Origin of the sequence: Candidatus Aegiribacteria sp., assembly GCA_021108435.1 — a bacterium.
GTDB lineage: Bacteria > Fermentibacterota > Fermentibacteria > Fermentibacterales > JCC-6 > Aegiribacteria.
The window spans coordinates 1-25,064 of sequence record JAIOQY010000204.1 but is presented as its reverse complement, the minus strand read 5'-3'; the positions used below and the strand labels follow the sequence as shown (position 1 = coordinate 25,064).

Sequence of the window (25,064 nt, the reverse complement as noted above, 5' to 3'; positions counted from 1 at the left end):
ATTCCAGTGGATAGACCGTATAACCTGGATGTACGCTTTCATTCTGGATCAGGCAGGGATTCAAGCCCGGTAGTACATGACCTGCGGTGGAGGCTGCAGATTCCTTAGATCCCGAAGCTGATCCCTATCTTGAGAACCGGGTAGACCCCGAACCGCCTGTTCATGTCATTCACGACCGTTTCCGATTCGGCATACAGGTCAGCCATGAATTGCTCCTCGATCAAAGGAGGAATGCTTCCTCCCTCATGTGTGAGCGTGAGTTTGTAGTGCTGGAACATCGCTCCGATGTCGAAGGCTATTGAAACTTTACCATCAGAGGGTATGTGCTTCAGTATGCCGATTCCAAGGTATGGTGCAACACCCCTGCAATCGATATCTGCAACAAGCATTCCGAACTCTTCAGGAGTGTATGTATGACCACCTATCTCTATTGCTTCATCCGAGTTGGATTCCATTGAAACATTGTTCATGCTCACTATAAAACCGGTAGTAAGCCTGAAAGCACCCCGACCTGGATTGTAATCAAGCAGCAGCGGGAGCCAGGCCAGTGAAGCGTCAATATCATAATTTATCATGTCGATTTCGGTGCTGCCCTTATAATGGAAAAGATCCAGCCCGAGTCTTGCGGAAATTTCACTGGAAAGCGGGAGGGCTATTTCACCCCCGAAACCCATCGAACTGATTCGCACCCCGATTGCACCTCTGGTTTCGCTGCCTGCAGCGGAAATACCGGAATGCAGTAAACTCAGAACAAACACAGAAATCATACATAAATTTGATCGCAGCATAAAAAAACCCCAGACTATTACCAGAACAAAATGAGCATAACCTATTCAATCACGATGTGGTCGAACGTCACTTGCGGTACTTACGAGATTTAACCGTTCACTATGTCTATATCCATTTCTTCTTTCTGAAGAATAAAAGCATTACTGCACCTACCAGCAGCATAAATCCAAGTATCGCGAAATATCCATACTTCCAGCCAATCTCCGGCATATATCTGAAATTCATGCCGTAGACGCCGGAGATGAAAGTCAGGGGAATGAAGATCGTAGCTATGATGGTAAGAACCTTCATTATCTGATTCATTCTGTTACTTACACTTGAAAGGTACATATCGTGCATCCCTGATATGATGTCCCTGTAGGTTTCCACCGTATCAATAACCTGTATGGTATGATCGTACAGGTTCCTGAAGAAAACCGCAGTCGGTTTCCTTACGAGGTCCGATCCGCTTTTCTCCAGCAGCGCGATTTCTTCCCTCAACGGCCAGACGGTTCGCCGCATGAAGAGCATAGCCCTCTTGAATCTGTGAATCTTTGATACACTGTCAGGATTCGGATCCAGAATGACCCGATCCTCAATTTCCTCGATCTGATCTCCGATGGTCTCGAGTATCAGGAAGTAGCTGTCCACCACAGCATCAATAAGAGCATATGCGAGATAATCAGCCTCTTCTCTTCGGATCCTTCCCCTGCATCCCCTTATCTGCTCCCTAACAGAATCGAAAACATCTCCCGGCTTTTCCTGGAAAGTAATAACGTAGTTTTCGCCAAGAATCATACAAACCTGTTCTGTTTCCATGCCCTTATCGATATCGGAATAGCTCAGCATCTTGAGCACGATGAACAGATAGTTGTCAAAATCCTCGAACTTCGGCCTTTGCATGGTATTTACAATGTCCTCGACTGTCAGTGAATGAATGTTGAAATGCTTCCCGATTTCTTCTATGGTTTCGGCATCATGGATACCGTCAACATTTATCCATACAACATCGGAAGACTTGCAGAGATCGGCACACTCTTTCGGAGTTGAGTTCTCCTTTTCTTCGTGCAGGTTTTCGTTGAAGCGTATATAAGAAAGGCTGACTTCCTCCATTTTTCTCCTGCCGATGAAAAGAGGAGTTCCCGGAGGCTGGCCGGCTTTTTCATGCATCCTGCTGGAGCAGTTTATTCTTTCTGCCATAAGGGGTTCCCTTCAATAGAACGGAAATAACAGCATTAACAAGCTATCAGTATAATGCTGTCAGCATGAATTTACCAGACCTTACAGGGTCAGGTTGAAACCAGACCCTCCCATATTGACATCAATGGTGATCAACATTATGTAAATCCAAGTATTAAGTGTGGATTTGCATAATATATCTGGTTGGTGAGAGATGAATGAATTGATTCAACGCAAGGTTGGAAGTGTCTTTAAAAGACTTATACAAGACTATCCTGTAATCACTTTAACAGGTCCACGCCAATCAGGTAAGACGACTCTCTGCCGTATGACTTACCCCGAGATGGCATACGCAAATCTTGAGGATCCCGAAATACGTGAGTACGCATTCACTGACCCGAAAGGATTTCTGGCTCAATTTCCTGATTCCGTAATACTTGATGAAATACAGCGTGTTCCTGAACTCATCTCATACATACAGGTTATTGTTGATACTCCCGGTTTTTCAGGCAATTACATATTGACAGGAAGTCAGAATTTCAGTGTATCCAATACTGTCAATCAATCCCTTGCTGGAAGAACTGCTTTACTGACACTTTTGCCGCTTTCAAGCAGTGAGATCCTTAACCGATATCCCGAGAGTAAACCGGACGTATTGATCTACCAGGGAGGATATCCTGTTATTTACCGGAAATGTCTGAATCCAACACAGGTTCTTGGAGATTACATTGCCACTTATGTTGAAAGGGATATTCGACAGCTCAGTATGATAAGAAACCTGACGGTTTTTCAGAGATTCCTGGGATTATGCGCCGGCAGGACAGGACAATTGCTTAATAGCAGCAGTCTATCAAATGATACCGGTGTTTCCCAAACCACTGTCAGAGAATGGCTGTCTATACTGGAAGCCAGTTATATCTGTTTCCGTCTTCCACCGTTTTACGGGAATATCTCGAAAAGACTTGTCAAATCACCGAAACTGTACTTCTATGATACCGGACTTGCAGCCTATCTTATGGGCATAAACAGTATTAGTCAACTTTCTGTTCACCCTCTGCGAGGGATGCTGTTCGAAAACCTTATAGTCACCGAAATACTGAAATTCATTCTGAACAGGCGAATGAGACCCGATCTGTTCTTCTATCGAGACAGTAACGGTAATGAAGTTGATCTTGTTATCCCAGACGGAACTGGATTTGTTCCTGTTGAAATCAAATCAGGAGCAACCATATCAAAGGATTTCTTCAAGGGTCTTGCGAAATTTTCGAAAGCCGTTAAATCTCCAGTTAATAAGTTACTGGTGTATGGCGGCAATGATGAAAGGGTACAGAACGGCGTACAGATAACAGGACTTCATACCCTGGACAGAACACTGGAAAACTCATTGCAGATTTAATCGTATGAAAGGCGTATAGGGTCAGGTTCTAGACCTGACCCTATGTCTAAGTGCCGCAAGTGGCGTCCGACCCCACTAATCTCGCTTTACATACTGAGTATGAAGAAGCTCGTGGGATTTGTGACCGAGGGGTTCCTTCAGGAACTCGGCATAGAGCAGCTGCACTTCAGGATTGGCGTGTGATTTGCGGAAATGCAATGCAGCGTCCTCGGCGTAAATGGACTCCGTTCTCTTCTGCCTTATCTCCGGACTTGTAGGAATGGGCTGACCGCCTCCGCCAAGACATCCGCCAGGACAGGCCATGATCTCGATGAAATGGTAATCCGCTTCACCGGCCCGGACCTTGTCCATGAGTATCTTTGCATTGGCAAGCCCATGAGCAACCGCTACTTTCAGAGTGACTCCCGCCAGAAATTCGAAACCTGTGGCCATCCTCTCCGGCATGGTTATCGCGGCTTCCTTGATCCCCTCCATTCCCCTGACAGGTTCAACGTTCAGCCCGTCAAACGGAATCTCATGACCTGTAATTATTTCGTAGGCCGTTCTCAGAGCGGCTTCCATGACACCTCCGGTAGCACCGAAGATAACTCCTGCTCCGGTAGAATCACCCATCCACCTGTCAAATTTCTCTTCCGTAATCTTATCGAAATCGATACCTGCCTCATCGATCATTCTGGCAAGCTCACGGGTTGTAAGAACGTAATCAACATCTTTGTAACCGCTGTCGCGCATTTCGGGACGTTCCTTCTCGAATTTCTTCGCGGTACACGGCATGATGGAAACACTTACGATATTCGCTGCGTCTATGCCTTCCTTGCCGGCAAGATAGGTTTTTGCCAGAGCGCCGAACATCTGCTGCGGGCTTTTACATGTTGAAACGTTCGAAAGCAGTTCGGGATACTTATGTTCGATGAACTTTATCCATCCTGGAGAACAGCTCGTCATCATCGGCAGAGCCACACCCTTGTCTCCATCGACAAGAGCTCTCTTCAGCCTGCTTATGAGTTCATGACCTTCTTCAATGATGGTAAGGTCAGCAGTAAAATCCGTATCCAGTACCCTGTCAACTCCAAGGCCGCGAATGGCGGCCACCATTTGTCCCGTTGACCGGTCAATTGGAAGTCCCAGAGCTTCCGCTATTCCGACTCTCACTGCGGGAGCGGTCTGAAATACGACGAATTTGTCAGGATTCTCTATCGCTTCCCAGACTGGTCTGATTTCCGATGTTTCAAACAGCGCGCCTGTAGGACAGCGGATTATACACTGGCCGCACTGAGTACACGGAACATCGTTAAGACTGCGGTCCATGAATGTTGAGATAGTGACGGAGGAAGATCTGCCAACCGGTTTGATCACTGCAACACTCTGTAATTCCTCGCAGGTTCTGACACACCTGGTACACAGAATACATCTGCTGTTGTCCCTCATTATGCCGGGACTGACTTCCTCTATGGATTCCGGTTTTGACGAGGTCTGATATTCGTTGCTTGTAATGTTGTGTATCTCGGCAAGCTCCTGCAGTTCACAGTTCTTGTTTCTCTCGCACTCGGGGCAGTTCACATTATGACTTGCAAGCAGAAGTTTGAGCACTGTCCTTCTCGCGTGACGGACTTTCTTGCTGTGAGTTAGAACGTCCATGTTCGGAGTAACGGGTGTCACGCATGCTATGGCAAGAGTTCTCCAGCCCTCAACTTCAACCAGACACATTCTGCAGTTGCCTGCAAGCGACAGATCAGGATGATAGCAGAGAGTAGGAATCTCGACACCTGCGGTTTTGCAGGCATCTAGGATCGTGACTCCCTCTCTGACACTGGTTACGATACCATTTATTTTAACGGAAATATTGGGCATTATACACCTCCCTTTCCATCCGGCAGATCAATGAACTTTGTGACTATATCAATGAAACAATTGGGTGATGTCTGACCAAGTCCGCACTTGCTGCCGATTTTCATTACCTCTGCAAGCTGGAAAAATGGTTCCAGCTCCTCCATGCAGCTGATCTCTCCGTTTCTGATGAAGTGTACTGCATCCAGAAGGCGCACATTGCCTTCACGACAGGTTGTGCACTGGCCACATGATTCATGTACGAAGAATTCAAGGAAATTTTCAAGAACATCCATCATGTTACGGCTGCTGTTGAAAACAATCACCGATCCTCCGGGAGGCAGATCATCGAATGAAAGAGATCTATCAAGTTCGTCCGCGGTGATTGTTGCTCCACTGGCTCCGCCCACCTGTACTGCCTGTACATCCTCCGCACCCGCTTCTTCAAGCAGTTCGCCGATTGATGAACCCATCGGCAGTTCGAAGACGCCTGGATTCTCGATATCTCCCGAGATACTGAATAGTTTGGTACCGGAACAATTACCAATTCCAAGATCCTGATACCATTCCGCTCCATTGAGGATGATGTGAGGTACAGCGGCAAACGTTTCAACATTATTTACAATTGTAGGGCGGAACAGATATCCGGAATTAACCGGGAAAGGAGGTTTGTTCCGCGGTACTCCCCTTTTACCTTCCAGACTCTCGATAAGTGAAGTTTCTTCTCCACATACATATGCGCCCGCGCCGGGGCGGATCTCAATATTGAAGCTGAAATCCGTGCCCAGTATGTTCTCCCCGAGCAGGTTCTCCCTAATGAGATCCTCTCTGGCTTTCTCTAAAATCGGAATGAGATACGGATATTCGGCACGGAGGTAGATGATTCCATGAGAGGAACCTATTGCATAACCGCCAATCGTCATTCCCTCAAGAAGTTTCAGGGCGTAATTCTCAATCAGGTATCTATCCTTGAAAGTTCCGGGTTCACCCTCGTCCGCATTACAGATAACCATTTTGTTACTGCCGGAGGCCGCACCCGCGAGGTTCCACTTGATACCTGTCGGGAAACCGGCACCGCCTCGACCTCGGATTTCAGATTCCCTGACCTCGAAAACCACGTCGGCGGATGTCATCCCAAGGCTTTTCTTCAGAGCGGAACCGGTATCCGGCTGTTCTGTTGCAATCAGTATTTTCTTCTCGCTCATATCTGCTGACCTCCCTATTCCAGACCCGCGATAATTCTGCGGGTTTCATCCGGTGTCAGCCGGGTATGGGGAGCATCGTTTACAAGCATTGCCGGTGCCTGATCGCATAGTCCGATGCAGCTTGTAGTTTCGAGAGTTATCCTGCCGTCAGGTGTTGTGGCGCCTGCTTTTATACCAAGCTCTGCCTCAATGGTCTCAAGAATTTCGCGGGAGCCATTCATTTCGCAACTGATCGTCGTGCAAAGGCGTATGATATTCCGTCCTCTGGGTTCTGTTTTGAAGAACGAGTAAAATGAGATCACACTGTAAATTTCAGCGTTGCTTACACCAACTGCGCATGCAACAGCAACAATAGCTTCCTCAGGGATATAACCCAGTTCCCTGTTGATTTCGGTAAGAATCTGTACAACCGCTTCTCTGCCGGATCCGTACTTAGCCACTGCATCGGAAACGATTTCCTGTGGATTGCGGTTCACTGATCCTCTCCTTTCTTGAGCACTTCACGTATCCTGTTCACAAGGATAGCAGGAGGAACCGGTTTTTCGAGGAAGATGTCGACAGGGAAGAAATCCGGATTCTCCTCAGGATTAAAATCGTAACCTGTAACTTCGCCAACTGAAGTGAGCATGATGATAGGAACATTATTTCTGAGCCTTGAACGAATTCTTCTGGCCACTGCAAAACCCTCGTCTGTATGCTCCATCATGACATCAAGTATCACGACATCCGGGTTTTCTTCCTTGACCATTCTGAGTCCATCTGCGCCGCTCGATGCAGACAGCACTTCAAACCCGCAGGCTTCAAGCACAATGCTGTTGGCTTCAATGAAATCCGGGTCGTCATCAACCAGCAGTACTCTTATCTTGTCCACCATCGTATTCCCTTTCCTTTTCTCTATTATTTCGTGTCCAGTATTCTTCATTAATTCAAGCCGGAAATATAAACAACTTTCCCCTGATCCTGTCACATTACCAAACGCCTGTTCTCGCAAATGTCAGTATCGGTAATGCTCCGGTTTATACGGCCCATCTACATCCACTCCAATGTACTCCGCCTGACGGGTTGACAGTTTCGTCAGTTTCACACCCAGTTTACCAAGATGCAATCGAGCCACTTCCTCATCAAGGATCTTAGGAAGCATATAGACGCCGATAGCAGGTCTTTCCTCCGCAAGAGCTATCTGAGCAAGGCACTGATTGGTGAATGAGCTGGACATCACGAAACTTGGATGACCGGTCGCGCATCCAAGATTGACGAGCCTGCCCTCAGCCAGAAGATAGATGACATGTCCATCGGAGAAACTGAATCTGTGTACCTGGGGTTTTACCTCTTCCTTCTTCACTCCATCTGTAGCTTCAAGTCCGGCCATATCAATCTCATTATCAAAGTGACCGATATTGCAGACAATCGACTGATCCTTCATGCGGCTCATATGATCGGCCGTAATAACGTTATAGTTACCTGTTGCCGTTACTACTATTGACGCTTCTTTCAGAGCGTCCTCAACAGTTGTAACTTCGAATCCCTCCATCACAGCCTGGAGAGCACATATGGGATCGACTTCTGTGATGAGTACCCTTGCTCCGAAACCGCGCATGCTCTGAGCACAGCCTTTACCGACATCACCGTAACCGCATATTAGAATTGTTTTCCCTGCAACCATCACGTCTGTAGCACGCTTGAGTCCATCAGCAAGTGATTCTCTGCATCCGTAAAGGTTATCAAACTTGCTCTTCGTTACAGAATCGTTGACATTGTATGCGGGAAAAAGGAGTTTGCCCGCTTTAAGCATCTGGTACAGCCTGTGAACTCCGGTGGTCGTCTCTTCGGACACACCGATAATTCCGGGGACAATAGATGTCCAGAAATCAGGATTTTTCCTGACACCCGAACGAAGGTTGTCCATGAAAGCCTGCATGTCTTCGGTCTCTTCTCTGGAATCCACCAGTTTTCCTGTATTGCTGAACTCGTGTTCAAGCTCGAACCCCCTGTGAACCATAAGAGTAGCGTCACCGCCATCATCAACGATGAGGTCGGGACCCTTCCCTCCGGGGAAGGTAAGTGCGTTTCTGGTACACCACCAGTATTCCTCCAGGGATTCGCCCTTCCAGGCGAAAACTGGTATTCCGGTTTCTGCAATCGCGGCTGCTGCATGATCCTGTGTTGAAAAGATATTGCAGCTCGCCCATCTCACATCAGCACCAAGCTCCACAAGAGTCTCTATCAGTACAGCTGTCTGAATGGTCATATGAAGTGAACCGGTAATTCTCAATCCCTGCAGTGGTTTGCTTTTCCCGTATTTCTCCCTCACAGCCATGAGCCCCGGCATTTCCTTCTCAGCTATAGAGATTTCCATTCTCCCGAAATCAGCAAGTGACATATCAGCTACCTTGTAATCAGCCATTTCCGTTCCTTTCTTCAAAAACACCGGACAGTATGAACGCTCTGCCGTCATCCGTTATGTACTTATTTTCGATTTTGAATCCTGCTTTCAACATCCAGTCTCTGACTTCGTCCTGATCCAGACCAGGCCAGAGATCACCGTGAGTTCTTTTTAAATCCATGTTATCATGAGGTATAAGCTCAATTACAGCACATCGACCACCGGGAACACACACCCTTGCAGCTTCAGTAAAAAATGCGGGGGGTTCACCTAGATGATGAAGCAGCATGTGCGCTATAATCCCGTCAACCGAAGAATCGGCAACAGGTAGGTGTTCCGCAGTTCCGAGTCTGAGTTCTACATTCCTATTGTGACATTTCGCGAAAAGCTTCTTCCCCGCTTCTGAAATCATCTCCTGAGACTGGTCGACTCCAATAACGGATGTTCCCCTCCGTGCGAGTCTCAGGACAAGCTCGCCGCTTCCGCAGCCCGCATCAAGAATCAGAGCATCAACAGGAAACATATCGAGAACATCTGAAATGTAACTTTCAGGATCAGGCATAAGGCCAGATACATGATCCCACTCAGTCGCTATGCGATCGAAGAACTGTTTCGATTCCATTCTTCGCGATGCGTAGCATCTTGTCAGTTCAGACATGTCAGTATCATGATTTTCAATATTGGACGCACCTTCTGATATACTCTCGATAAGCATCCTGATTACAGAATCATGCCTGTTCAAGTTGTAGTATACCCAGCTGCCGCGTCCCTTTCGGATAACAATTCCAGCGTCAAGAAGGATTCTGAGATTATGGCTTACATTTGACTGACTCAGCCTTAGAACATCGGATATTTCACTAACGTTCAGCGGTCCTCGAAGGAGGACGCGGACCATTCTGAGCCTGCTGGAATTTGCAAGTGCACTGAAAATATTCTTCATGTATATGAATATATGATAATATTCTCATATGTCAATCAGTGCAAATGAAACCCCCTGCATTAATCGACAGGGGGTTCCTTCTCGATATTACAGCTTAGAAAGCGTTCTTGATGCTTCCCCATGTGGTCTGGTCAAGAGCTCCTTCGAAATCACCTTTGACCTGAAGAACTGCTGTACGACTCCAGGCGGGATCAGGATCCCACATACCGCCGTACCATGACCAGGTTTCCACTCCGTTGTAACTGACCTGTCCACCGGTACCGGTATTATCGTATCCGAAGCAGAAGTAGTTGCCGTCAGGAATAATAACACTCGAAGCAGTCACATCAATATATGTGTAGTCTGTAGGAGGGAATGTTCCCGGATCGGGATCATCCGGTGTAAACTCGCCGTAGTAGTCAGCAGTAGAAGCTTGACCTGAAGGAGCAACAAGTCCACCTACATCTGTCCATACTACCCAGCCGAAAGCGCCTGTGGCTGGGCCGCAGCATGGAAATCCGAATTCGGTGAGCAGTAAATCGTATCCGGTGTTGTTCTGTACTGAGGTTATGAACCATTCTCCCCAGCCATCATGTGATCCACCGGTGGTCGGAACTATATCAATGGTTCCGCCTGTGTTATACTCGAAATCCGCAGCAAAAGCAGCTGAAGCGAACACGAGTGTAACTGTCAGAATAATGAATTTTCTCATGTTTTTCCTTTCAATTTAGAGTATCTGACAATCGTTAAAAGAATGTATTCTTTATTGCTCCCCAGGTGGTTTGATCCAGGGCATCATTGAAATTGGCTTTGACCTGCAGTACCGCAGTTCGATAATGGTTTTCATCCGAAGCCCAGACACCCTCGTGCCAGGACCAGGTAACAGTACCGGTAAATGGCGTCTGGCCTCCGAGATCGGTATTCTGATAGCCGAAAACGAATTGTGTCTGATCCAGAATTACAATACTCTCACCCGATACGTTTATATACGTATACACGGATGGATCACCACCAGGTCCCTCAACAGGAGTAAAAGGCCCGTGATAATCACAGCTTTCAGGTATATCTGCTGGTGGTCCGGTATCAGGCATATTAACCCATACGACCCAGCCGAAATCTCCGGTTACTGTTCCACAACATGGAAATCCAAATTCAATCAAAACCAGATCATGCCCCGTATCGTTGTAAAAAGAGGTTATGAACCATTCCCCCCAACCTGCACTTGATCCGGAAAGATCCGCAACGTAACCGATCACCCCTCCGGTGTTATACTCAAAATCTTCCCCTAAAACTGACAATGAGAAAACCATCAGGATAAATACAAATAGATACTTCATGTTACACCCCTTTTCATGACTGGACAGTAATGTAAATTCTTTACCTTTCAAATTACGTCCAACCATCATTATCAGTAATAACAAATTTTCTCAATCAGTGCAATCCCCTTACAATTATCTGAACTTCGAAAGGGTGACTTCATAAAGAAGCCATTATTCGCAGATACTGCCTTGCGCTTCCAAGACCTTCTTTTATAGGAAAACCCCCGGCAGCGTCCGCGAAGAATATTCCGCTCGTTCCCCTCATGCCCGCTCCGCATCCGGCCGGATATCTCATTATCTCTTCCGGGGTTTCAATTGCTGCCATGTCGCAGAAAAGGTTCACTCCAAAAAGGATGGAGATGCAGGTCGAAACCCTTGTTGACGAGGTTGTTCCCGCAGGCATGTATTCTGAATATCTTGATGGCTCAGGTCTCTGCTCAGGTATGTACCTGATAAGGCTGCTCGCAGGTGAACATGCCGCTTCAAGGAGATGTATCATCATCAGGGATGATTAGTCAGAATATAAACTCAATCTAATTTCATTTATGCTCAAACCAGTACAGAAGATTGCCCAAGACAATGCAAACAGTTACATTCAGTATATGAACGGAGTGTATACTGATCATGAAGAATTCAGTGTTGCTTCTGATAGTTTTTTGCACCCTACTTCACGCCGACACCCTTCTTGTTCCTTCAGAGTATCCTGATATCTTTTCGGCAATATCAGCAGCGCAGGACGGTGATACTGTACTTGTCTTCCCAGGACACTATAATGGTGGTTTCAGCTTCCAGGGGAAGAACATAGTCCTTAGAAGCAGCGGCGGTGCCAGCAACACTTTCATCGAGTCACCATTCTCCTTTTTCCACTGCGTGATGTTTACAGGTGGAGAAGACAGTACCGCAGTTCTTGAGGGATTCAGTATAACTAATATGGATTTCGACGGTAAATCGCATGAAGGCAGGGATCCTGTTGCTAACGGTGGTGGTATCTACATAACCAACTCCTCTCCGACAATCAGGAATAATGTGATCATTAACTGTGAAGTATCTGAATTCGGAGGAGGAATATATATCATGAACTCCTCCTCCTGCCTGACTGAGAACACAATTACTGATAGTTATGCTCATGGAACCAGTGGAGGAATCAGGGCCGGTGGCAGCAGTGTCAGCGAGCAACCATTAAGAATAATCGACTGTACAATCAGCAACAATGAAGCGCAAATTACTGGTGGAGTGAGCATTACCCATTCAAATGCTGAAATCATCAACAATACAATCATTAACAACTTAGGTTTAGGCCAAGGTGCTGGTGGTATAGGGATAAACAGTCCGAGCGTGCTTCTCATTAGTAATTATATCTCAGGCAACGATGGTGGGCGCGGAGGTGGAGTAGCCATTAGCGGTAATGTGTCACTCATCGGAAATATCATTGTTGAGAATCAAGCAGGAATTGGAGGAGGAGTTGCCTGTTATGGTAATTATCTTCTTATGGAAAACAACACTATATGCATGAATACAGCATTGAGTAGTACTTATGGAACTGGTGGATTAAGCATAACTCAGTGTGATACGGCTTTTGTAACCAATAATATCATCTGGGGTAATCAAGCCCCGAATGGCACTGTTCCGAACATACTTATTTACGATACTTATATTACTATCAGTTATTCAAATATAGGTGGTGGTATTGATTCAATTTGGATTGATCCTACATCAACCTTGATTTGGGGTCCTGGCAACATCGATATTGATCCTCAGTTTGAGACGGGGCCTCTTGGTGATTATCACCTTTCCTATGGCTCCCCCTGCATAGATGCAGGTAATCCCGACTGGGAATACAACGATCCCGAGGATCCTTTCAATCCCGGTTATGCCCTCTGGCCAGCAATGGGAACCACCCGCAATGACATGGGAGCCTTCGGCGGCGGCGGTGTCAATTACTGGCTTACTGTTGAAGAGGAAGAATCCTCTGCACCTGAAACAGCGCTTGTATTAAAATCCTTCCCTAATCCGTTCAGCTCATCATGCACTGTGTGTTATCAGCTAGAGTATCCTTCACAAGTAAATCTTTCAGTGTTTGATCTCTCCGGTCGACTCGTCGAAACCCTTGTTGACGAGGTTGTTCCCGCAGGTATGTACTCCGAATATCTTTATGGCTCAGGCCTCTGCTCAGGTATATACCTGATAAGACTGGTCGCAGATGAACATGCCGCTTCAAGGAGATGTGTCATCGTCAGGGATGACTAAAGTGAAGCCATTATTCGCAGATACAACCTTGCGCTTCCAAGACCTTCTTTTATAGGAAAACCCGCGGCAGCGTCCGCGAAGAATATTCCGCTCGTTCCCCTCATGCCCGCTCCGCATCCGGCCGGATATCTCATTATCTCTTCCGGGGTTTCAATTGCTGCCATATCGCAGAAGAGGTACATTCTCGTTTCTGTCTCACCGATGGATAATTCGGGTCTGGCAACGATATATCTGACAGCTCTGAAGGCATTGTCAGGATAACCGCGCAGTGTCTGTTGACCGCCAATCTGCCGGAGCAGACCCTCGAACCAGTCCCCCTGCATTACTCCACCTGTAAGGATTTCTCCGCCCAGTCCCATGAATCCTCTGAACCAGTCTCCTCTGATCTCGGCTTCAGCCATTGTCAGCACACCTGAAGTATCCTGGCCGGTTCTGTTTCCGGCTCTGGCTTCAAATTGAAGATTCATTCCCTGCCATCCCTGCGGTACTCGCAGGCCTGCACGGTAGAGGATTCCGGCAAGACCGTAATCGTATTCCTGCCTTGAGCCATCAGGAGGATATCCTCTCCAGATGCCCGCTCCTCCCTTCACTTCCATCATGTTCATCTCCCAGATGATGGAGATACTGGCTTCCCTGTTAACCCATGAGCTTTCAGGAGTGTCCTGCGCTGCTTCAAGTTCAAGTGAAAGCGGTATGCCGAAAAGCCAGGGTTCTCTGTATCTGAGACTTGCGTTCAATCCCCCCCAGCCGGTGGTCCGGGCTGATATCTCGAGTTCCCTTGCAGTACCCGCAAGATTCAGGAACAGAACCTCACCTCCCCCTTCAAGATCTTCCCCGTTCCACCCCATCGCGGCAGCAAAATGACCGGAGCGCCCTTCCAGAATATCCTGTATCAGGACAAGGTTTCCCAGTTCTCCCAGAAACAGTGTTGTAGTTCCTGTCCGATCAAGGAATCTGAGCCGCTCCAGTCTCCTGAGCCATGAAACCACTGCTTCCCTGTCATAGATATCTCCGGGTTTCATACCGAGCAGTCTCGTGAATACTTCCGGACGAGTTCCGGGGGCTCCTTCTATCCGAACCTCCTCGAGAGAGGCATGCCTTCCCGGAACCACATTAACGACAAGCGTATCAGCTGATGAAAAGAATAACCCGGCACCGGCGAACGGATAACCTTCTTCAAGATACCATTGAAGAATTCTCTCCTGCAGTAACGCTATGGATGAATCGGACGCAAGAACCGTATCTATACCAAGTTCTGTCAGATCCGGAATAGGAGGACTTCCCCTGAAGTCGACTGAAACAGGAAGAAGATCGCCTGACTCAGCCATTATCAGAAGCAGGATCAGAAAGAACATCTAGAAATTCACCGTTCCTTCCAGCCCGGCTCTCTGAGTCCAGTTACTGCCGGACGGTTTTCTTCCCCAGTAATAGATCCTGATATCAAATCCGGATGATATGCTTTTACCTATCCTGGCAGATGTTCGCCAGGAAAGCCCGGAATCATTACCGTCAAAAAACCATACGGGAAGATCATCATCTCCGGGGATATATTCTGCGGTCGCTATAGCGTAAGCTGTCCAGCCTCCAGTCATTAAAGAGAAGTGTGGTCCAGCTTCAATCATATTACTGCGCAGATCAGAGATGACTTCCTCTCGAACCTCCAAAGCTGCCAGAAAACCCGGTTCCACTCCCTGAGAGAACTCAACAGAAGGGTCGACAGAAATCCGCAAACCACGGATATCTCTGGGGGAATAGAGTTCTTCCTCTTTTCTCCAGAATTTACCGGAACATTCTATTACCAGAATCCTCGCGGGGTTCAGTACAGGTGCTGCTTCAATGGACCAGCTTCTTTCCACCCTCAGCCCCGATCCGCTGTAGGAAATCCTCTCGTTTCTGAGCTTGCCGATAACAGTCAACCTCCTGAGAAGTCCGGTTTCCCACCGGAACCATGGTGAAAGATCGATGCTGTATCCTCCCTCTTCTTCAGTATCGAATGCACCGATGAGGGAAAGCGTTTTCAAACGATCATCAGCACCGCTGGAAGAAAGCCTGAGAACACTGTTCAGTCCGGATGAAATACCTGTGGTAGATACGGTCGTTTCAAGAGAAGCGGATGTTACCGCGTCACCGGCACCTCCAGGCTGGTAACTAATATTGTAATCTCCATCAGGATCAGGATAATACTGACCTGTCTCAGAGTCATAACTGTAGTTTCCCTCTCCTTCACCTGCCCACAGATATATCACGTCCAGTGATCTGCTTATGGTTCCTGATCCATTGTAGATGCTTTCTACCCAGACAGATCCGATAGTACCTCTGAGTGATGCAGTGATAGCGTCGGCGTGCAGTTCTCCGCCCATATCATATGATGTTGAGGAGTGCTCAATGCTTCCTCCGTACCGGAGAAAACCGCTCATACCGGATCCTTCCAGTCTCGCTCTCCAGACATTGAAAGGAGCTGACAGAGGTCCTCCTGAACGCGAATCATCCTGCAGTTCGAATCGAATCAGCGCTCTGCCCAATCCCTTCTCAAGAGACAGGCCGACGTAACCGCTCTTTACGCTTCCGGACAGGCTGTCACTCCAGGATTCCTCTGTGCCGCTCAACCCTCCGAATGGTTTCAGAGAACCTGATAATGGTATAGCTGACACTGACAGACCGTACGATTCTCCCGGTCTTATCTGATCCGTATCGTTCCGCTTCAGATAAACACCGCTTAAAAACACGGCGATGCTTCCCGGATCGAGGTTTGATGAAGCGCGATATCGCTCCAGTATACCGCCTTCCTCCATGAATCTTCCGGATGCGGTTACAAGAAGCCCTTCTCCTCCTACACTGACCTCGGCAATGTTATCCTTTCCCTTATAATCCGGAGGCAGAGACCAGGCGGAGATGGAGCTGTCAGCCTCAAGTTCATCAGGAGGTTCGTAACCGGATGTTACCAGAGTACCTCTTAAGCCAAGTCCGGGGCCGTTCTCCCAGAAATCAAATGACATGTTGCCCCGGAGACAGGTTCCCTCTCTTGTAGTGGCATCTGAATTGAAGAGATTTCCGGTTCTCCCTGATGCGGCGGTTTCCAGTTTACCATTGAGAGCGTCGGAGCTGTATTTAACGATGATACCACCTGTTCTGTAACCGACAGGTATCTGGATGTACTGCCGTGGAAGATGGGTTCCGCTTCCCTCTCCGAGCCAGAGATATCCTCCAATCGAAGAATCATATATGTAATCACCCGACCCTGATGGAGGTCGATTGAATATCACGTCCCAGTTTCCCTCTCCAGGGCCTTCGAAAATGTAATGATCAAGGCTGTCCTTACTGTAATTCCCGTTTCCCTGTCCGACATCAGTTGCACCATCAATCCATGCTTCAGAGGGGTCTTCTCCCGCATTGCTGAGAACGTTTACAGCTTCATCTGTCAGAATGAATCCAAGGGGGGATTCCCTGTTATCTTCAGCAAAAAATCCCTTGAATCCAACTTCCAGCCCTCCTGCTGAATGAACCACGGATGCGTTGACAAGATCCTTTCGAAAACCATCACCCCGCTGAGAGAATGTTATTTCGACTCTCTGAGCATTTCTTATGAGCCTGTTTGAAGTAAAAGTAATCAATCCCGCGGTGTATTCCATTTCGTAATCAGACGTTGCTCCGCGCTCCATCGTCTCACCATCCAGCCAGACCTTCTCGCTTCCTGGGACAATTTCCCATCCCGATGTCACATCATATGGTCCCTGAATCCCTTCTTCGGTGAAGAATACAGTTCTCTGCCTGGTATCCCCGGAGGTTCCATATCCCGCGGAAGCCATCAAGCGTGAAGAGATACTTCCTTCCAGATCAACTCCGCTGATTTCACGGTTCCATGCAAGTGGACCTGTCTGTTCGTTTCCGCTTACCCACTCCATATCACCCAGACGAGCTCTCCAGGTCCCGCCGTCGACCAGAAAGAAAATCCGGTCAAGCTGCGAGACAAGTTCGGAGGAATAAGGACCGGTGGACAGATTGCGATCGGTAATACTTCCGGATACGGTGATTCCAGGTGCCGCGGTTCCATCAACAGTTATTCTGGTTCCCTGATCCAGCCCTCCCCCGTCACCTACGGAAAACCCGATTCTCTTTGATCCGGATATGTAAAGTCCATGCTCCTGAACGGGATTTAATTCGCGGTGGTCGGGAAGCAGACTAACAATTCTGTTCTCAGCGAATTCAATATCCTGTTTAATCGAAGAAGGAATATCCAGGGAAAGCAGATCAAATTTCAGAAAAACAGTATCCCCGGATTCGGGGGATGGATTCAGCTGAATCCCGGTACGAAGACCTGACGCACAAGAGGAGGCGGAAAGTGTATCTCCATCCACTATGGCAATAATTGATCCGGGTTCTATCCAGAGGGAATCATCCATCTCTACGAAACCCGATCCATCACTTTCGAATTCCATTGTCATGGACGCAGCAAGCATAACAGCGACAATGAGTACGCTCACCTCAATATCAGAACTTCCCCTCTTCCAGGTGACCAGAGTACATATCGATTTCCATCCGGAGAACAGGATATTCTGCTGAATCCTCCACCTTCCGGAACTGGAAATACGGTTTCACCGTTAAAAGACAGAATACTGTCGCTCTTCAGAACCATCAGTTCATCAGCTGACAGTACCCATGCTCCCGGATATGGAAGTCTGTCCGGTGTACTGTACTGATCAAGCAGATATGATTCGGTGTCACTGGAATAGACCGCCAGGTTTCCGGATGCGGATAACTGCCCGTTACCTGAACCATCAAGCCTGACCAGAATATCAGCGGGTTCTTTCATGGAACAGATAACACCGTCAGCTTTCGAAACGTAGAGAATGGCGAATCCCGCCATGCAGATGTTTCCGGGTCGACCTCGCGAATCGATAACTTCAGCTGTTTCCCCTGCAACATCAATATGAAAGATCCTGCCTGAAAGCTCATCCGAAACGTACCAGCCCCATCTCTCATCCACGCAGAAACCTCCCGGAAGCATAACGTCCGGCAGATCATATTCAATTACTGTTTCATCAGGATGGTAGACAAGCAGGTGTGGCAGCCCCGGCAGAAGAACATGGACATTCCCTTCCATATCAATCTCCGCGTCAATGATTTCCGAAGGTACGCTCAGATAGCTGATTTCCTGAGATAATAATGCGGACTGTGATATGGAACCGAGAAACAGAAGAAGAACAGCCAGGAAAGGGAGATTATTACCGCACAACGGTAAACGAGCCGGTTTCAATCGTGTTCCCGAAATTGAATCTGAAGAAATATATCCCTGAAGCCAGATCAGAAGCTCCGGTATATGCCAGAGTAGTTTCCCCGTATTCGACATTTCCGAAATTCACACTCTCCACATATTCACCGGACAGAGTGAATATCGACAGAACAGCATCTCCGGCAGTTGAATAGAACTGGAAATACAGAGTCCCGGTACATGGCTGAGGATAGAAGGTAAATTCCCCCATTGAATCAGTTACCGATCCGGAGGACACATCAAGATCAAGCCCCGCGAACGATCTGCAGAGAAGCAGAACAGTACCCTCGGCTGGCAGGGCGACAGCAACATCGTTTGCGGCGCCTGTATCAAGTGTTTCAAGTTTTCCGCCGGCAGCATCGAATACATATGCCCTGAGGTCTCCAAGTCCTGAAGCTGTCGCACGGAAACTTCCGGTGAGACCACTTCCGAGTTCATAGTATTTCCCCTGATAGGAGGACATGTGATTGTTGTAGTCCGTATACGGATCGTTCAATACCTGCCCGGTATAGTCCAAACCCCGTCTGTTACCTGGATCTGAAGTGTCGTAATCAGCAATTCTGAACGCTTCCCATCCGTATTTTCCATCTTCGAAATCATGATCATCTATCCAGCATGCCAGCATCCAGTCCTGAAGAATACCGTTCATATCAGGATCGATCCCGGTAACATCTTGAATCGCCTGCTCCAGTCCCGAAATTCCCCGTTCTGATGTCCGAAGAGATCGATAAAGGAAATCAGTGCCGCCGTAGTTTTCAACAATGTAAGAGATGAAGAGAAATCCGGCACCGTATCCTGCAACGTATTCTATGCTGCCCCATGGCAGATTTGTCCACTTGATAGGCGTTACTCCTCCGGCTTCCAGAAAAGTCTCCACCTGGAAGGCGGGATATCCGCAGACATATACACCTGCCTGCGCCTGATTCTCAATTACCCACAGTTCCTCTGAACTGAAAGGTTCGATTCCCCATTGGATGAGATGCACAAGTTCGTGGGAAGCTGTGAAGGCGGCGTCGGCGGCATTGCTGGGAAAACAGTCGATATACATCATTTCCACTTCGTTGGAATGACCGCCGTAGTAAAGATAGGCCTCAGTCTCAGTGAACTGATTGTAGGGGCTGAAGAATCCCGCGATATACGCTCCGCCTTCATCCGGATCAAAACCGTCACGGATATCAAGCACCAGAAAGTATATCTTCGGGTCTCCGTCTATCGCGTCAGGAGGCTGTCCGAAGACATCGATATCCGTTTCGACAATACCGCCAGGCCCTGAAGGCGTGCTGTCTTCAAGAGCAGCGGCGAATATGTCCACATCGTCCTGATCGTAATGATCATCCCACTGCGTATCTTCAACAAAGATATAGGTCTGTTCCCCAACAAACCTGCAGGTTGCGGCAGTAAGATAGAAAACAGGATATTCCGTACTATGGTCAATGGACCAGAAATTAATCGTGTCCCCGATCTCATGCCCTGAATCGGTCTGCAAAGGACCGGAAGGTCTGAAAGATGGATCATGGCGTCTGTCTATCTCCATAATGCGGGGTACGAGCGGAGTTCCGTCAATTCCCCATGCGGGATTACCGGCAGGCAGTGCGATTGCCAGGAGAAGTAAAATCATCAGAATCTGGCTCCAATCGTAAACCTGACAGATGAGAAATCACGTCTTTCAGGAAAATCAAGGGACGTATATATCCCCGGTTCAGTCTCATCAAGAAGAGCTGCGTCGATAACACTTACTACCCTGTTCACAAGCGCGAATGCAGCGATGTACATGCTTCGTCTGAACCACTGCTTGCTCTTACTCAGATGATCGGCGAATTCCAGTCTCGAAGCTTCTGATGTCCAGTACCAGCCATCACTTCCGAACCTTGCGTGGGAATCATAGTAATCTCTCTGAGCGTCAGGATCATCAGGGTAATAATACCTTGCCAGTCTGTGGATATAATCATTGTATTCAGCGCTGGAGGAAAAATCAGAGACATCATCCATAAACTGGTTTGACCTCCCTGATATTGATATTCCGGCTTCTTCAATTGCCAGCCATCTGTAATCGTTTCTGTTAAATGTCCCTTCAAGGTATGACAGACCGGCGCCAATCCAGGTCACGGCTTCCACGCCCATGAATACGATGCCCCGCGTGGAATGACCCAGATGCATTTGTCCCCAGCCGGGAAGCAGAGCAGAGCGAAACAGAGCACCCTTTCTGGAGCTTGAAACAGCATCAGCCAGACCGGGAATCACAAGAAGCACGGAAAACAGAATCGCTGCTCTTGTTCTCATTAATGTACCACCGCCGCATGAAAGAGAGCATCTATGGAGCCCTCGCTGTTCGATATGTAAAGGTTAACGAAATACACCCCGGGGGCGAGATTTCTGGTATCCCAGTCAATTTCCCAGGATGCTCCTCCAGGGGCTGATCCGGATTCGTACCAGACCAGATCGCCACCCATGTTGAATATTCTGATTTCCCAGCTGCTGTCTTTACCGGGATGGAACCGAATGATTCCATTCCCTGATCTTACCGGGTTTGGATAAACATAGAATGAACCGCTTTCAAGAACGTTACCGGAAACTGAAAGAGGGGGAAGATCATCACCCCACCAGCAGTTCTCTCCGGACATCTGCAAGCCTGTGAACCACCCCTCAGGAACGAGAGTGCTGTTCCAGCAATAAATGGCTCCGCTTGAATCGGCAGCCGCTACTCTCCAGTTACCGCTGTCGTCGGGGTCCCACAGCAATGGCCGGCCAACAGGTCTGTCGCCGACTGACACAGGGAATATCCCTCTCTGATTACCCGTTTCATCGAACGCGCAGATTCTGCCGTCATCCATGGAAAGCATTGCGAATCCTTCTCCGCCAATACCTCTTTTATTCCTGCTGTAAGCGTAGACAAGGCTGTCCTGTTCAAGCAGGACCGGCCAGTCATTTATTGTAGCTCCGGATGCTCCTATCGCGGCAACACCTTCTGTCATGGTTAGAATTATCTCCAGCATGCCGTCAGAATTGATATCACCAAAACAGGGTGAAGACAGCGGAGTGCTTCCTAGTTTCGCGGGGAATCCCGGAAGAACACTACCGGATCTGTCATACGCAAATACATTGTCTCCACTGACAACAACAATATCGGCAGAGCCATCTCTGTTCAGATCGGCGGCAATCGGTAAACCTGTATCCTCATTCCCCGGCGCGACAGGCCATCCGCTGACCAGCGATCCGTCCGCATTCCATAGATAAATTCGGCTGTCAGCCGAAGCGGCGATAATCCCTGGCTGATCCTCGTCAGGATACATGGCCAGCCCTGTGACAGGGGCTGCTGTTTTAACAGGCCATCCACCCATCTGTTCACCGGAGGCATTAAAAAGCATTACCTTATGATTGTTATCAGCTACTACAACAGCTCCCAGTTTTGAACTGATAAAGGAAGCGATACCAATTCCGAAGTCCGGCAGGATAACAGGCCAACCGTCAGGTTCATTCCATTCAGGATCTCTCAGATGTATCTCACCGGTATCATTGCACATAAGTAGAAGCGGTGTTCCCTCATCGGGTCTTCCGACAACAGGAGGAGCGGAGACACCGGTACACATTAATTCGGGTCCGGAACCATCCGGCAGGAAAGCTCGTGTATATCCGGAAAACGTTGTTACAACAAGTCTGTCTCCGTTTCCGTCAGGATCATTCCAGATTACCGGCCCCCATTTTACAGGATTAACGTACACGGGCCAGCCGTCACAGACTGTTGATCTTGTTACGGTAACACCCATCGTATTTCCCGGGGCATCCAGCACCTCAACCGTAACGAATGTCTGCCCGCCCCAGCTGGCGTCGCTCGATGGTTCTGATGAAGGTGAAAATGTCCAGGAGTAACCACCCTGAAACCAGGGATCGTATTCGCTGCCCTCGTAACCGTAAATATCCGGCAGTGAGTAATCGAAATCCTGTATGCCGTCCGCCTCTTCGAGGTCAACTCCTTTATGATCAGGATCGGTATTAACCATATTGGCACTCATGTACTCGCCAAGTCTCGTTTCATCAATGTGCCATATGAGTATTCCGGAACCTGGAAGACCAAAATCATGTTCATGAATTCCGCACATGCCGTCACCGTCAGGATCTCGCTGTCTGTTCTCAATAAGAAGATATTCGGAGCTGTTAAGAGGAACGCGAAGTATGGAATCACCCTGAGTCAAAGAAAAGGTTCCATTATCTTCAAATTCGATAACGGGAGCCCATCCCAGGTACATCCTGGACCAGGCGCTCAGTGATGAAGGCCAGTAACCGCTCATGAGCCATTGTCCATACCCCATGATGTCCCAGCCGCCGACTCCCACATGCCCCGTCATGGTGTCATACAGGTCAGGAAGACCAAGCTGATGAGCAAACTCATGGCACATGGTTCCGAGAACCCCAAGACCGAAACCGTCCTGGGTTTCCTGTTCCGGAACGATGATTCCTTCTTTTACTTTTACTCCGTCATTCGTAGGAATGCCAGTGTAGTATATCCCGGCTCCGGGAAGATAATTGATCAGATCCGTCAGGGTCAGGAATACCGAACCGATATCACCAGGGCTGTTAAGAAAAATATCAGCTTCCTGACCTGATCCGGCATGAACCACCATTACAGCGTCATACATACTGAAATCAATATCAATATCGGAAATGACAACCGCGTCATGAAGAAGTTCGCAGGCTCCCTCAATGGTTTTTTCATCACTTCCATAGTAGATCATCTGATGTGAAAGCTGATATGCTCCAATATTGGACATAGGATAAATATCAAATGAAAGCAGACGATTCCCACCGCTTACACTTTCGTAGTAATTGCTTATTCCATCAGCAATACCTGTAAAATAGACGCTGTCATGAGGCGGGTCAGCATCCAGATCGAATTTACCGTTTCCGGATGTCTCTTCCGTGAAATCCTCAAGAAATTCGACTCTGATCATGCATACGTACATCGAATCATCGTAAAGCTCGACTTTTCCGGGACCTGAAATAGCAGGGCCTTCAGAAGGTCTTTCGTGCAGCGGAGGCATGGCCCCGTGGATTATCGGAGGAGCAGCCGACAATATACCTGTCAATGTGAGAAACAGAGCAAAAATCAGGAGTTTCATTGAGTTCCTAGAATCTGACAGACAGCGAATATTTAGAATTGTACTTGCCTGATCCCTGAAGATTCTCCTCAACCGGTATGAAAGCCATGTCAAGCTGGAAACCGCTGTATTGGAGCCCTGCTCCAAAAGTAGGTCCCTGAATCGTGGATATTCCCTCAGTATCATGGATATAACCCGCCCTCAGAGCGAGGAGATCGTAATACCAGAATTCAGCACCGGTACCCCATTTATTCTCATTGAACTCGGTGCCGAATCCATCGTCAACACTTGTAAGAAGTTTACTGTAGTCCGCGGTTACTCGAAGGCGGGTCAGGTGAGAATCAAATGGAATGTATGCGAGTCCGGTTCTGATTGTTCTGGGCAGGGGATTGTTCTCTGTGTTCCCACCGTAGCTTACGTTAGGCCCAAGGTTCGAAAGACAGGCCGCGATGTTAAGCCTCCCTATGTTACCAAGACCCAGATCATCCATAGGAACATGATAGAGAACACCCAGATCCGCTGCGAATGATGTTCCCTTGCCGGAATCCTGGTAATAAAGGTGATCATATATGAACTTCAAACCCAGCCCTACAGAAACACCGGGTGCGACTTCCGTGCCGAAAGAACCGGTGAGGGCAACTCCGTACGAATAGAAAGTTCCCAGTTCTTCACCTTCGGAAGTTGTCTCAAGCTGCTCGCCCATGGACATGAATGTGATGTTGCCGCCGATTCCGCCCCATCCTTCGAGATACTTGGCATAACCCAGAAATTCATAGTAAAGATCATCCGCCAGCTGCGGAAGCCAGTTACTGTGCTGCAGGGTAAGTTCCTGCCTTGTGGAATCGACAAAAGCCAGTCCTGCGGGATTCCAGTATGACGCTGTAGCATCGTCAGCCAGGGCGGTGAAAGCCTCACCCATTCCGTTTGGTCGAGCTCCAGGTGTAATTGTCATCCATACAACACTTGCCGTTGAAGCAAATGATACTGACGCAAAAGACAGAATGGCAAAAAGAAAGAGTACTTTTCGAATCATTATTCCTCCACTCAACCGTGCAGAACATACTGCCCCGGTATTCAACCTCATCATATATCAGACAGATCCATATCACTCATTAGAAACGTGTACGGGAAGCATGAAATATACATTAACGTGATTCCCGTACAACCGCTATTACGCCTGTAACCTCTGAGAATTCACCCGCATTCGCTGTGGATGTACAGGAAACAAGAAAAATGTAAGATCCACTGGCAACAAAGTCACCATCAGCATCCCTGCAATCCCACCAGCACTGGTTATATCCTGCATCTCCTTCAATGTTCCCGAACTTTTTTATTTTCCTTCCCGTGAGTGTAAAAATAGAAATATCAACAGTACCGGCCGATGTCTGGGTCCAGTTGAGTGATACTCCATCGCTGCACGGATTCGGATATGGAAATACATTGCTGATACTGAACTCAC

At 48.1% G+C, this 25,064-nt stretch carries 22 protein-coding genes; 3 read left to right on the top strand and 19 right to left on the bottom strand.

All coding sequences use genetic code 11. From position 1 onward, the window contains the following. Positions 1-104 precede the first annotated feature (104 nt). Together K8R76_12490 and corA are read right to left on the bottom strand one after the other, a co-directional pair. On the bottom strand, positions 105-767 hold the full coding sequence (locus K8R76_12490) for a hypothetical protein (GenBank protein ID MCD4848995.1): 663 nt from the start codon (positions 765-767) through the stop codon (positions 105-107). A gap of 127 nt (positions 768-894) precedes the next feature. Beyond that, a complete protein-coding gene (corA, locus tag K8R76_12485; GenBank protein MCD4848994.1) occupies positions 895-1,968 on the bottom strand; it encodes a magnesium/cobalt transporter CorA in 1,074 nt (357 codons plus the stop codon). A 193-nt stretch (positions 1,969-2,161) separates the two neighbouring features. Here corA and K8R76_12480 point away from each other — a divergent pair, with 193 nt between their 5' ends. Further along, positions 2,162-3,343: an ATP-binding protein gene (locus K8R76_12480; protein MCD4848993.1), complete on the top strand. Its 1,182-nt coding sequence runs from the start codon at positions 2,162-2,164 to the stop codon at positions 3,341-3,343. 75 nt (positions 3,344-3,418) lie between these two features. Here the strand turns inward: K8R76_12480 and K8R76_12475 are convergent, their stop codons facing one another. The 9 genes from K8R76_12475 to K8R76_12435 form a co-directional block, all read right to left on the bottom strand. Further along, positions 3,419-5,194 carry a [FeFe] hydrogenase, group A gene (locus tag K8R76_12475; protein ID MCD4848992.1) on the bottom strand — a complete coding sequence of 592 codons (1,776 nt, stop codon included), beginning with the start codon at positions 5,192-5,194 and terminating at the stop codon, positions 3,419-3,421. After that, on the bottom strand, positions 5,194-6,375 hold the full coding sequence (locus tag K8R76_12470; protein ID MCD4848991.1) for an SLBB domain-containing protein: 1,182 nt from the start codon (positions 6,373-6,375) through the stop codon (positions 5,194-5,196). Before K8R76_12470 ends, K8R76_12475 begins: the two co-directional genes overlap by 1 nt. A 14-nt stretch (positions 6,376-6,389) precedes the next feature. After that, positions 6,390-6,851 (bottom strand): NADH-quinone oxidoreductase subunit NuoE, encoded by a 462-nt coding sequence (nuoE, locus tag K8R76_12465; GenBank protein MCD4848990.1) that lies wholly within the window; start codon positions 6,849-6,851, stop codon positions 6,390-6,392. Continuing rightward, positions 6,848-7,249 carry a response regulator gene (locus K8R76_12460; GenBank protein ID MCD4848989.1) on the bottom strand — a complete coding sequence of 134 codons (402 nt, stop codon included), beginning with the start codon at positions 7,247-7,249 and terminating at the stop codon, positions 6,848-6,850. The genes nuoE and K8R76_12460 overlap by 4 nt, the downstream gene beginning before the upstream one ends. A 120-nt stretch (positions 7,250-7,369) precedes the next feature. Continuing rightward, positions 7,370-8,779, bottom strand: coding sequence for an adenosylhomocysteinase (gene ahcY, locus K8R76_12455; protein MCD4848988.1), 1,410 nt, complete (start codon positions 8,777-8,779; stop codon positions 7,370-7,372). Next, on the bottom strand, positions 8,772-9,653 hold the full coding sequence (locus K8R76_12450; GenBank protein MCD4848987.1) for a methyltransferase domain-containing protein: 882 nt from the start codon (positions 9,651-9,653) through the stop codon (positions 8,772-8,774). The genes ahcY and K8R76_12450 overlap by 8 nt, the downstream gene beginning before the upstream one ends. Positions 9,654-9,792: 139 nt before the next feature. Next, positions 9,793-10,389, bottom strand: a complete 597-nt coding sequence (locus tag K8R76_12445) for a hypothetical protein (protein ID MCD4848986.1) — start codon at positions 10,387-10,389, stop codon at positions 9,793-9,795. A 34-nt stretch (positions 10,390-10,423) separates the two neighbouring features. Further along, entirely contained in the window at positions 10,424-11,014 is a 591-nt protein-coding gene (locus K8R76_12440; GenBank protein ID MCD4848985.1) for a hypothetical protein, read from the bottom strand. A gap of 139 nt (positions 11,015-11,153) precedes the next feature. Continuing rightward, complete coding sequence (locus tag K8R76_12435; GenBank protein MCD4848984.1) at positions 11,154-11,291, bottom strand: hypothetical protein; 138 nt, start codon at positions 11,289-11,291, stop codon at positions 11,154-11,156. A 64-nt stretch (positions 11,292-11,355) separates the two neighbouring features. Between K8R76_12435 and K8R76_12430 the strand changes: the two genes are divergently transcribed. Then, positions 11,356-11,511, top strand: coding sequence for a hypothetical protein (locus K8R76_12430; GenBank protein MCD4848983.1), 156 nt, complete (start codon positions 11,356-11,358; stop codon positions 11,509-11,511). A gap of 109 nt (positions 11,512-11,620) precedes the next feature. Further along, positions 11,621-13,243: a right-handed parallel beta-helix repeat-containing protein gene (locus K8R76_12425; GenBank protein ID MCD4848982.1), complete on the top strand. Its 1,623-nt coding sequence runs from the start codon at positions 11,621-11,623 to the stop codon at positions 13,241-13,243. On the opposite strand, the gene K8R76_12420 is transcribed toward K8R76_12425, so the two are convergent. From K8R76_12420 to K8R76_12385, 8 genes are all read right to left on the bottom strand, one after another. Continuing rightward, complete coding sequence (locus tag K8R76_12420) at positions 13,240-14,598, bottom strand: hypothetical protein (protein ID MCD4848981.1); 1,359 nt, start codon at positions 14,596-14,598, stop codon at positions 13,240-13,242. The genes K8R76_12425 and K8R76_12420 overlap by 4 nt on opposite strands. Then, entirely contained in the window at positions 14,599-17,724 is a 3,126-nt protein-coding gene (locus K8R76_12415; GenBank protein MCD4848980.1) for a hypothetical protein, read from the bottom strand. Then, a complete protein-coding gene (locus K8R76_12410) occupies positions 17,721-18,497 on the bottom strand; it encodes a hypothetical protein (GenBank protein ID MCD4848979.1) in 777 nt (258 codons plus the stop codon). The genes K8R76_12415 and K8R76_12410 overlap by 4 nt, the downstream gene beginning before the upstream one ends. Beyond that, complete coding sequence (locus tag K8R76_12405; protein MCD4848978.1) at positions 18,466-20,130, bottom strand: T9SS type A sorting domain-containing protein; 1,665 nt, start codon at positions 20,128-20,130, stop codon at positions 18,466-18,468. Before K8R76_12405 ends, K8R76_12410 begins: the two co-directional genes overlap by 32 nt. Next, entirely contained in the window at positions 20,130-20,792 is a 663-nt protein-coding gene (locus K8R76_12400; protein ID MCD4848977.1) for a hypothetical protein, read from the bottom strand. Before K8R76_12400 ends, K8R76_12405 begins: the two co-directional genes overlap by 1 nt. Further along, entirely contained in the window at positions 20,792-23,626 is a 2,835-nt protein-coding gene (locus tag K8R76_12395; GenBank protein MCD4848976.1) for an immune inhibitor A, read from the bottom strand. Before K8R76_12395 ends, K8R76_12400 begins: the two co-directional genes overlap by 1 nt. Before the next feature lie 7 nt (positions 23,627-23,633). Then, positions 23,634-24,638, bottom strand: coding sequence for a PorV/PorQ family protein (locus K8R76_12390; protein ID MCD4848975.1), 1,005 nt, complete (start codon positions 24,636-24,638; stop codon positions 23,634-23,636). Positions 24,639-24,750: 112 nt separating this feature from the next. Next, positions 24,751-25,064: hypothetical protein (locus tag K8R76_12385; protein MCD4848974.1), on the bottom strand; the 314-nt coding region annotated here is incomplete at its 5' end.

Excerpts from the sequence above, each read along its gene's own strand:
- K8R76_12490 (MCD4848995.1), bottom strand. The coding sequence starts at position 767 with ATGATTTCTGTGTTTGTTCTGAGTTTACTGCATTCCGGTATTTCCGCT.
- corA (MCD4848994.1), bottom strand. The coding sequence starts at position 1,968 with ATGGCAGAAAGAATAAACTGCTCCAGCAGGATGCATGAAAAAGCCGGC.
- K8R76_12480 (MCD4848993.1), top strand. The coding sequence starts at position 2,162 with ATGAATGAATTGATTCAACGCAAGGTTGGAAGTGTCTTTAAAAGACTT.
- K8R76_12475 (MCD4848992.1), bottom strand. The coding sequence starts at position 5,194 with ATGCCCAATATTTCCGTTAAAATAAATGGTATCGTAACCAGTGTCAGA.
- K8R76_12470 (MCD4848991.1), bottom strand. The coding sequence starts at position 6,375 with ATGAGCGAGAAGAAAATACTGATTGCAACAGAACAGCCGGATACCGGT.
- K8R76_12460 (MCD4848989.1), bottom strand. The coding sequence starts at position 7,249 with ATGGTGGACAAGATAAGAGTACTGCTGGTTGATGACGACCCGGATTTC.
- ahcY (MCD4848988.1), bottom strand. The coding sequence starts at position 8,779 with ATGGCTGATTACAAGGTAGCTGATATGTCACTTGCTGATTTCGGGAGA.
- K8R76_12450 (MCD4848987.1), bottom strand. The coding sequence starts at position 9,653 with ATGGTCCGCGTCCTCCTTCGAGGACCGCTGAACGTTAGTGAAATATCC.
- K8R76_12445 (MCD4848986.1), bottom strand. The coding sequence starts at position 10,389 with ATGAGAAAATTCATTATTCTGACAGTTACACTCGTGTTCGCTTCAGCT.
- K8R76_12440 (MCD4848985.1), bottom strand. The coding sequence starts at position 11,014 with ATGAAGTATCTATTTGTATTTATCCTGATGGTTTTCTCATTGTCAGTT.
- K8R76_12435 (MCD4848984.1), bottom strand. The coding sequence starts at position 11,291 with ATGAGATATCCGGCCGGATGCGGAGCGGGCATGAGGGGAACGAGCGGA.
- K8R76_12430 (MCD4848983.1), top strand. The coding sequence starts at position 11,356 with ATGCAGGTCGAAACCCTTGTTGACGAGGTTGTTCCCGCAGGCATGTAT.
- K8R76_12425 (MCD4848982.1), top strand. The coding sequence starts at position 11,621 with ATGAAGAATTCAGTGTTGCTTCTGATAGTTTTTTGCACCCTACTTCAC.
- K8R76_12420 (MCD4848981.1), bottom strand. The coding sequence starts at position 14,598 with ATGTTCTTTCTGATCCTGCTTCTGATAATGGCTGAGTCAGGCGATCTT.
- K8R76_12405 (MCD4848978.1), bottom strand. The coding sequence starts at position 20,130 with ATGATTTTACTTCTCCTGGCAATCGCACTGCCTGCCGGTAATCCCGCA.
- K8R76_12400 (MCD4848977.1), bottom strand. The coding sequence starts at position 20,792 with ATGAGAACAAGAGCAGCGATTCTGTTTTCCGTGCTTCTTGTGATTCCC.
- K8R76_12395 (MCD4848976.1), bottom strand. The coding sequence starts at position 23,626 with ATGAAACTCCTGATTTTTGCTCTGTTTCTCACATTGACAGGTATATTG.
- K8R76_12390 (MCD4848975.1), bottom strand. The coding sequence starts at position 24,638 with ATGATTCGAAAAGTACTCTTTCTTTTTGCCATTCTGTCTTTTGCGTCA.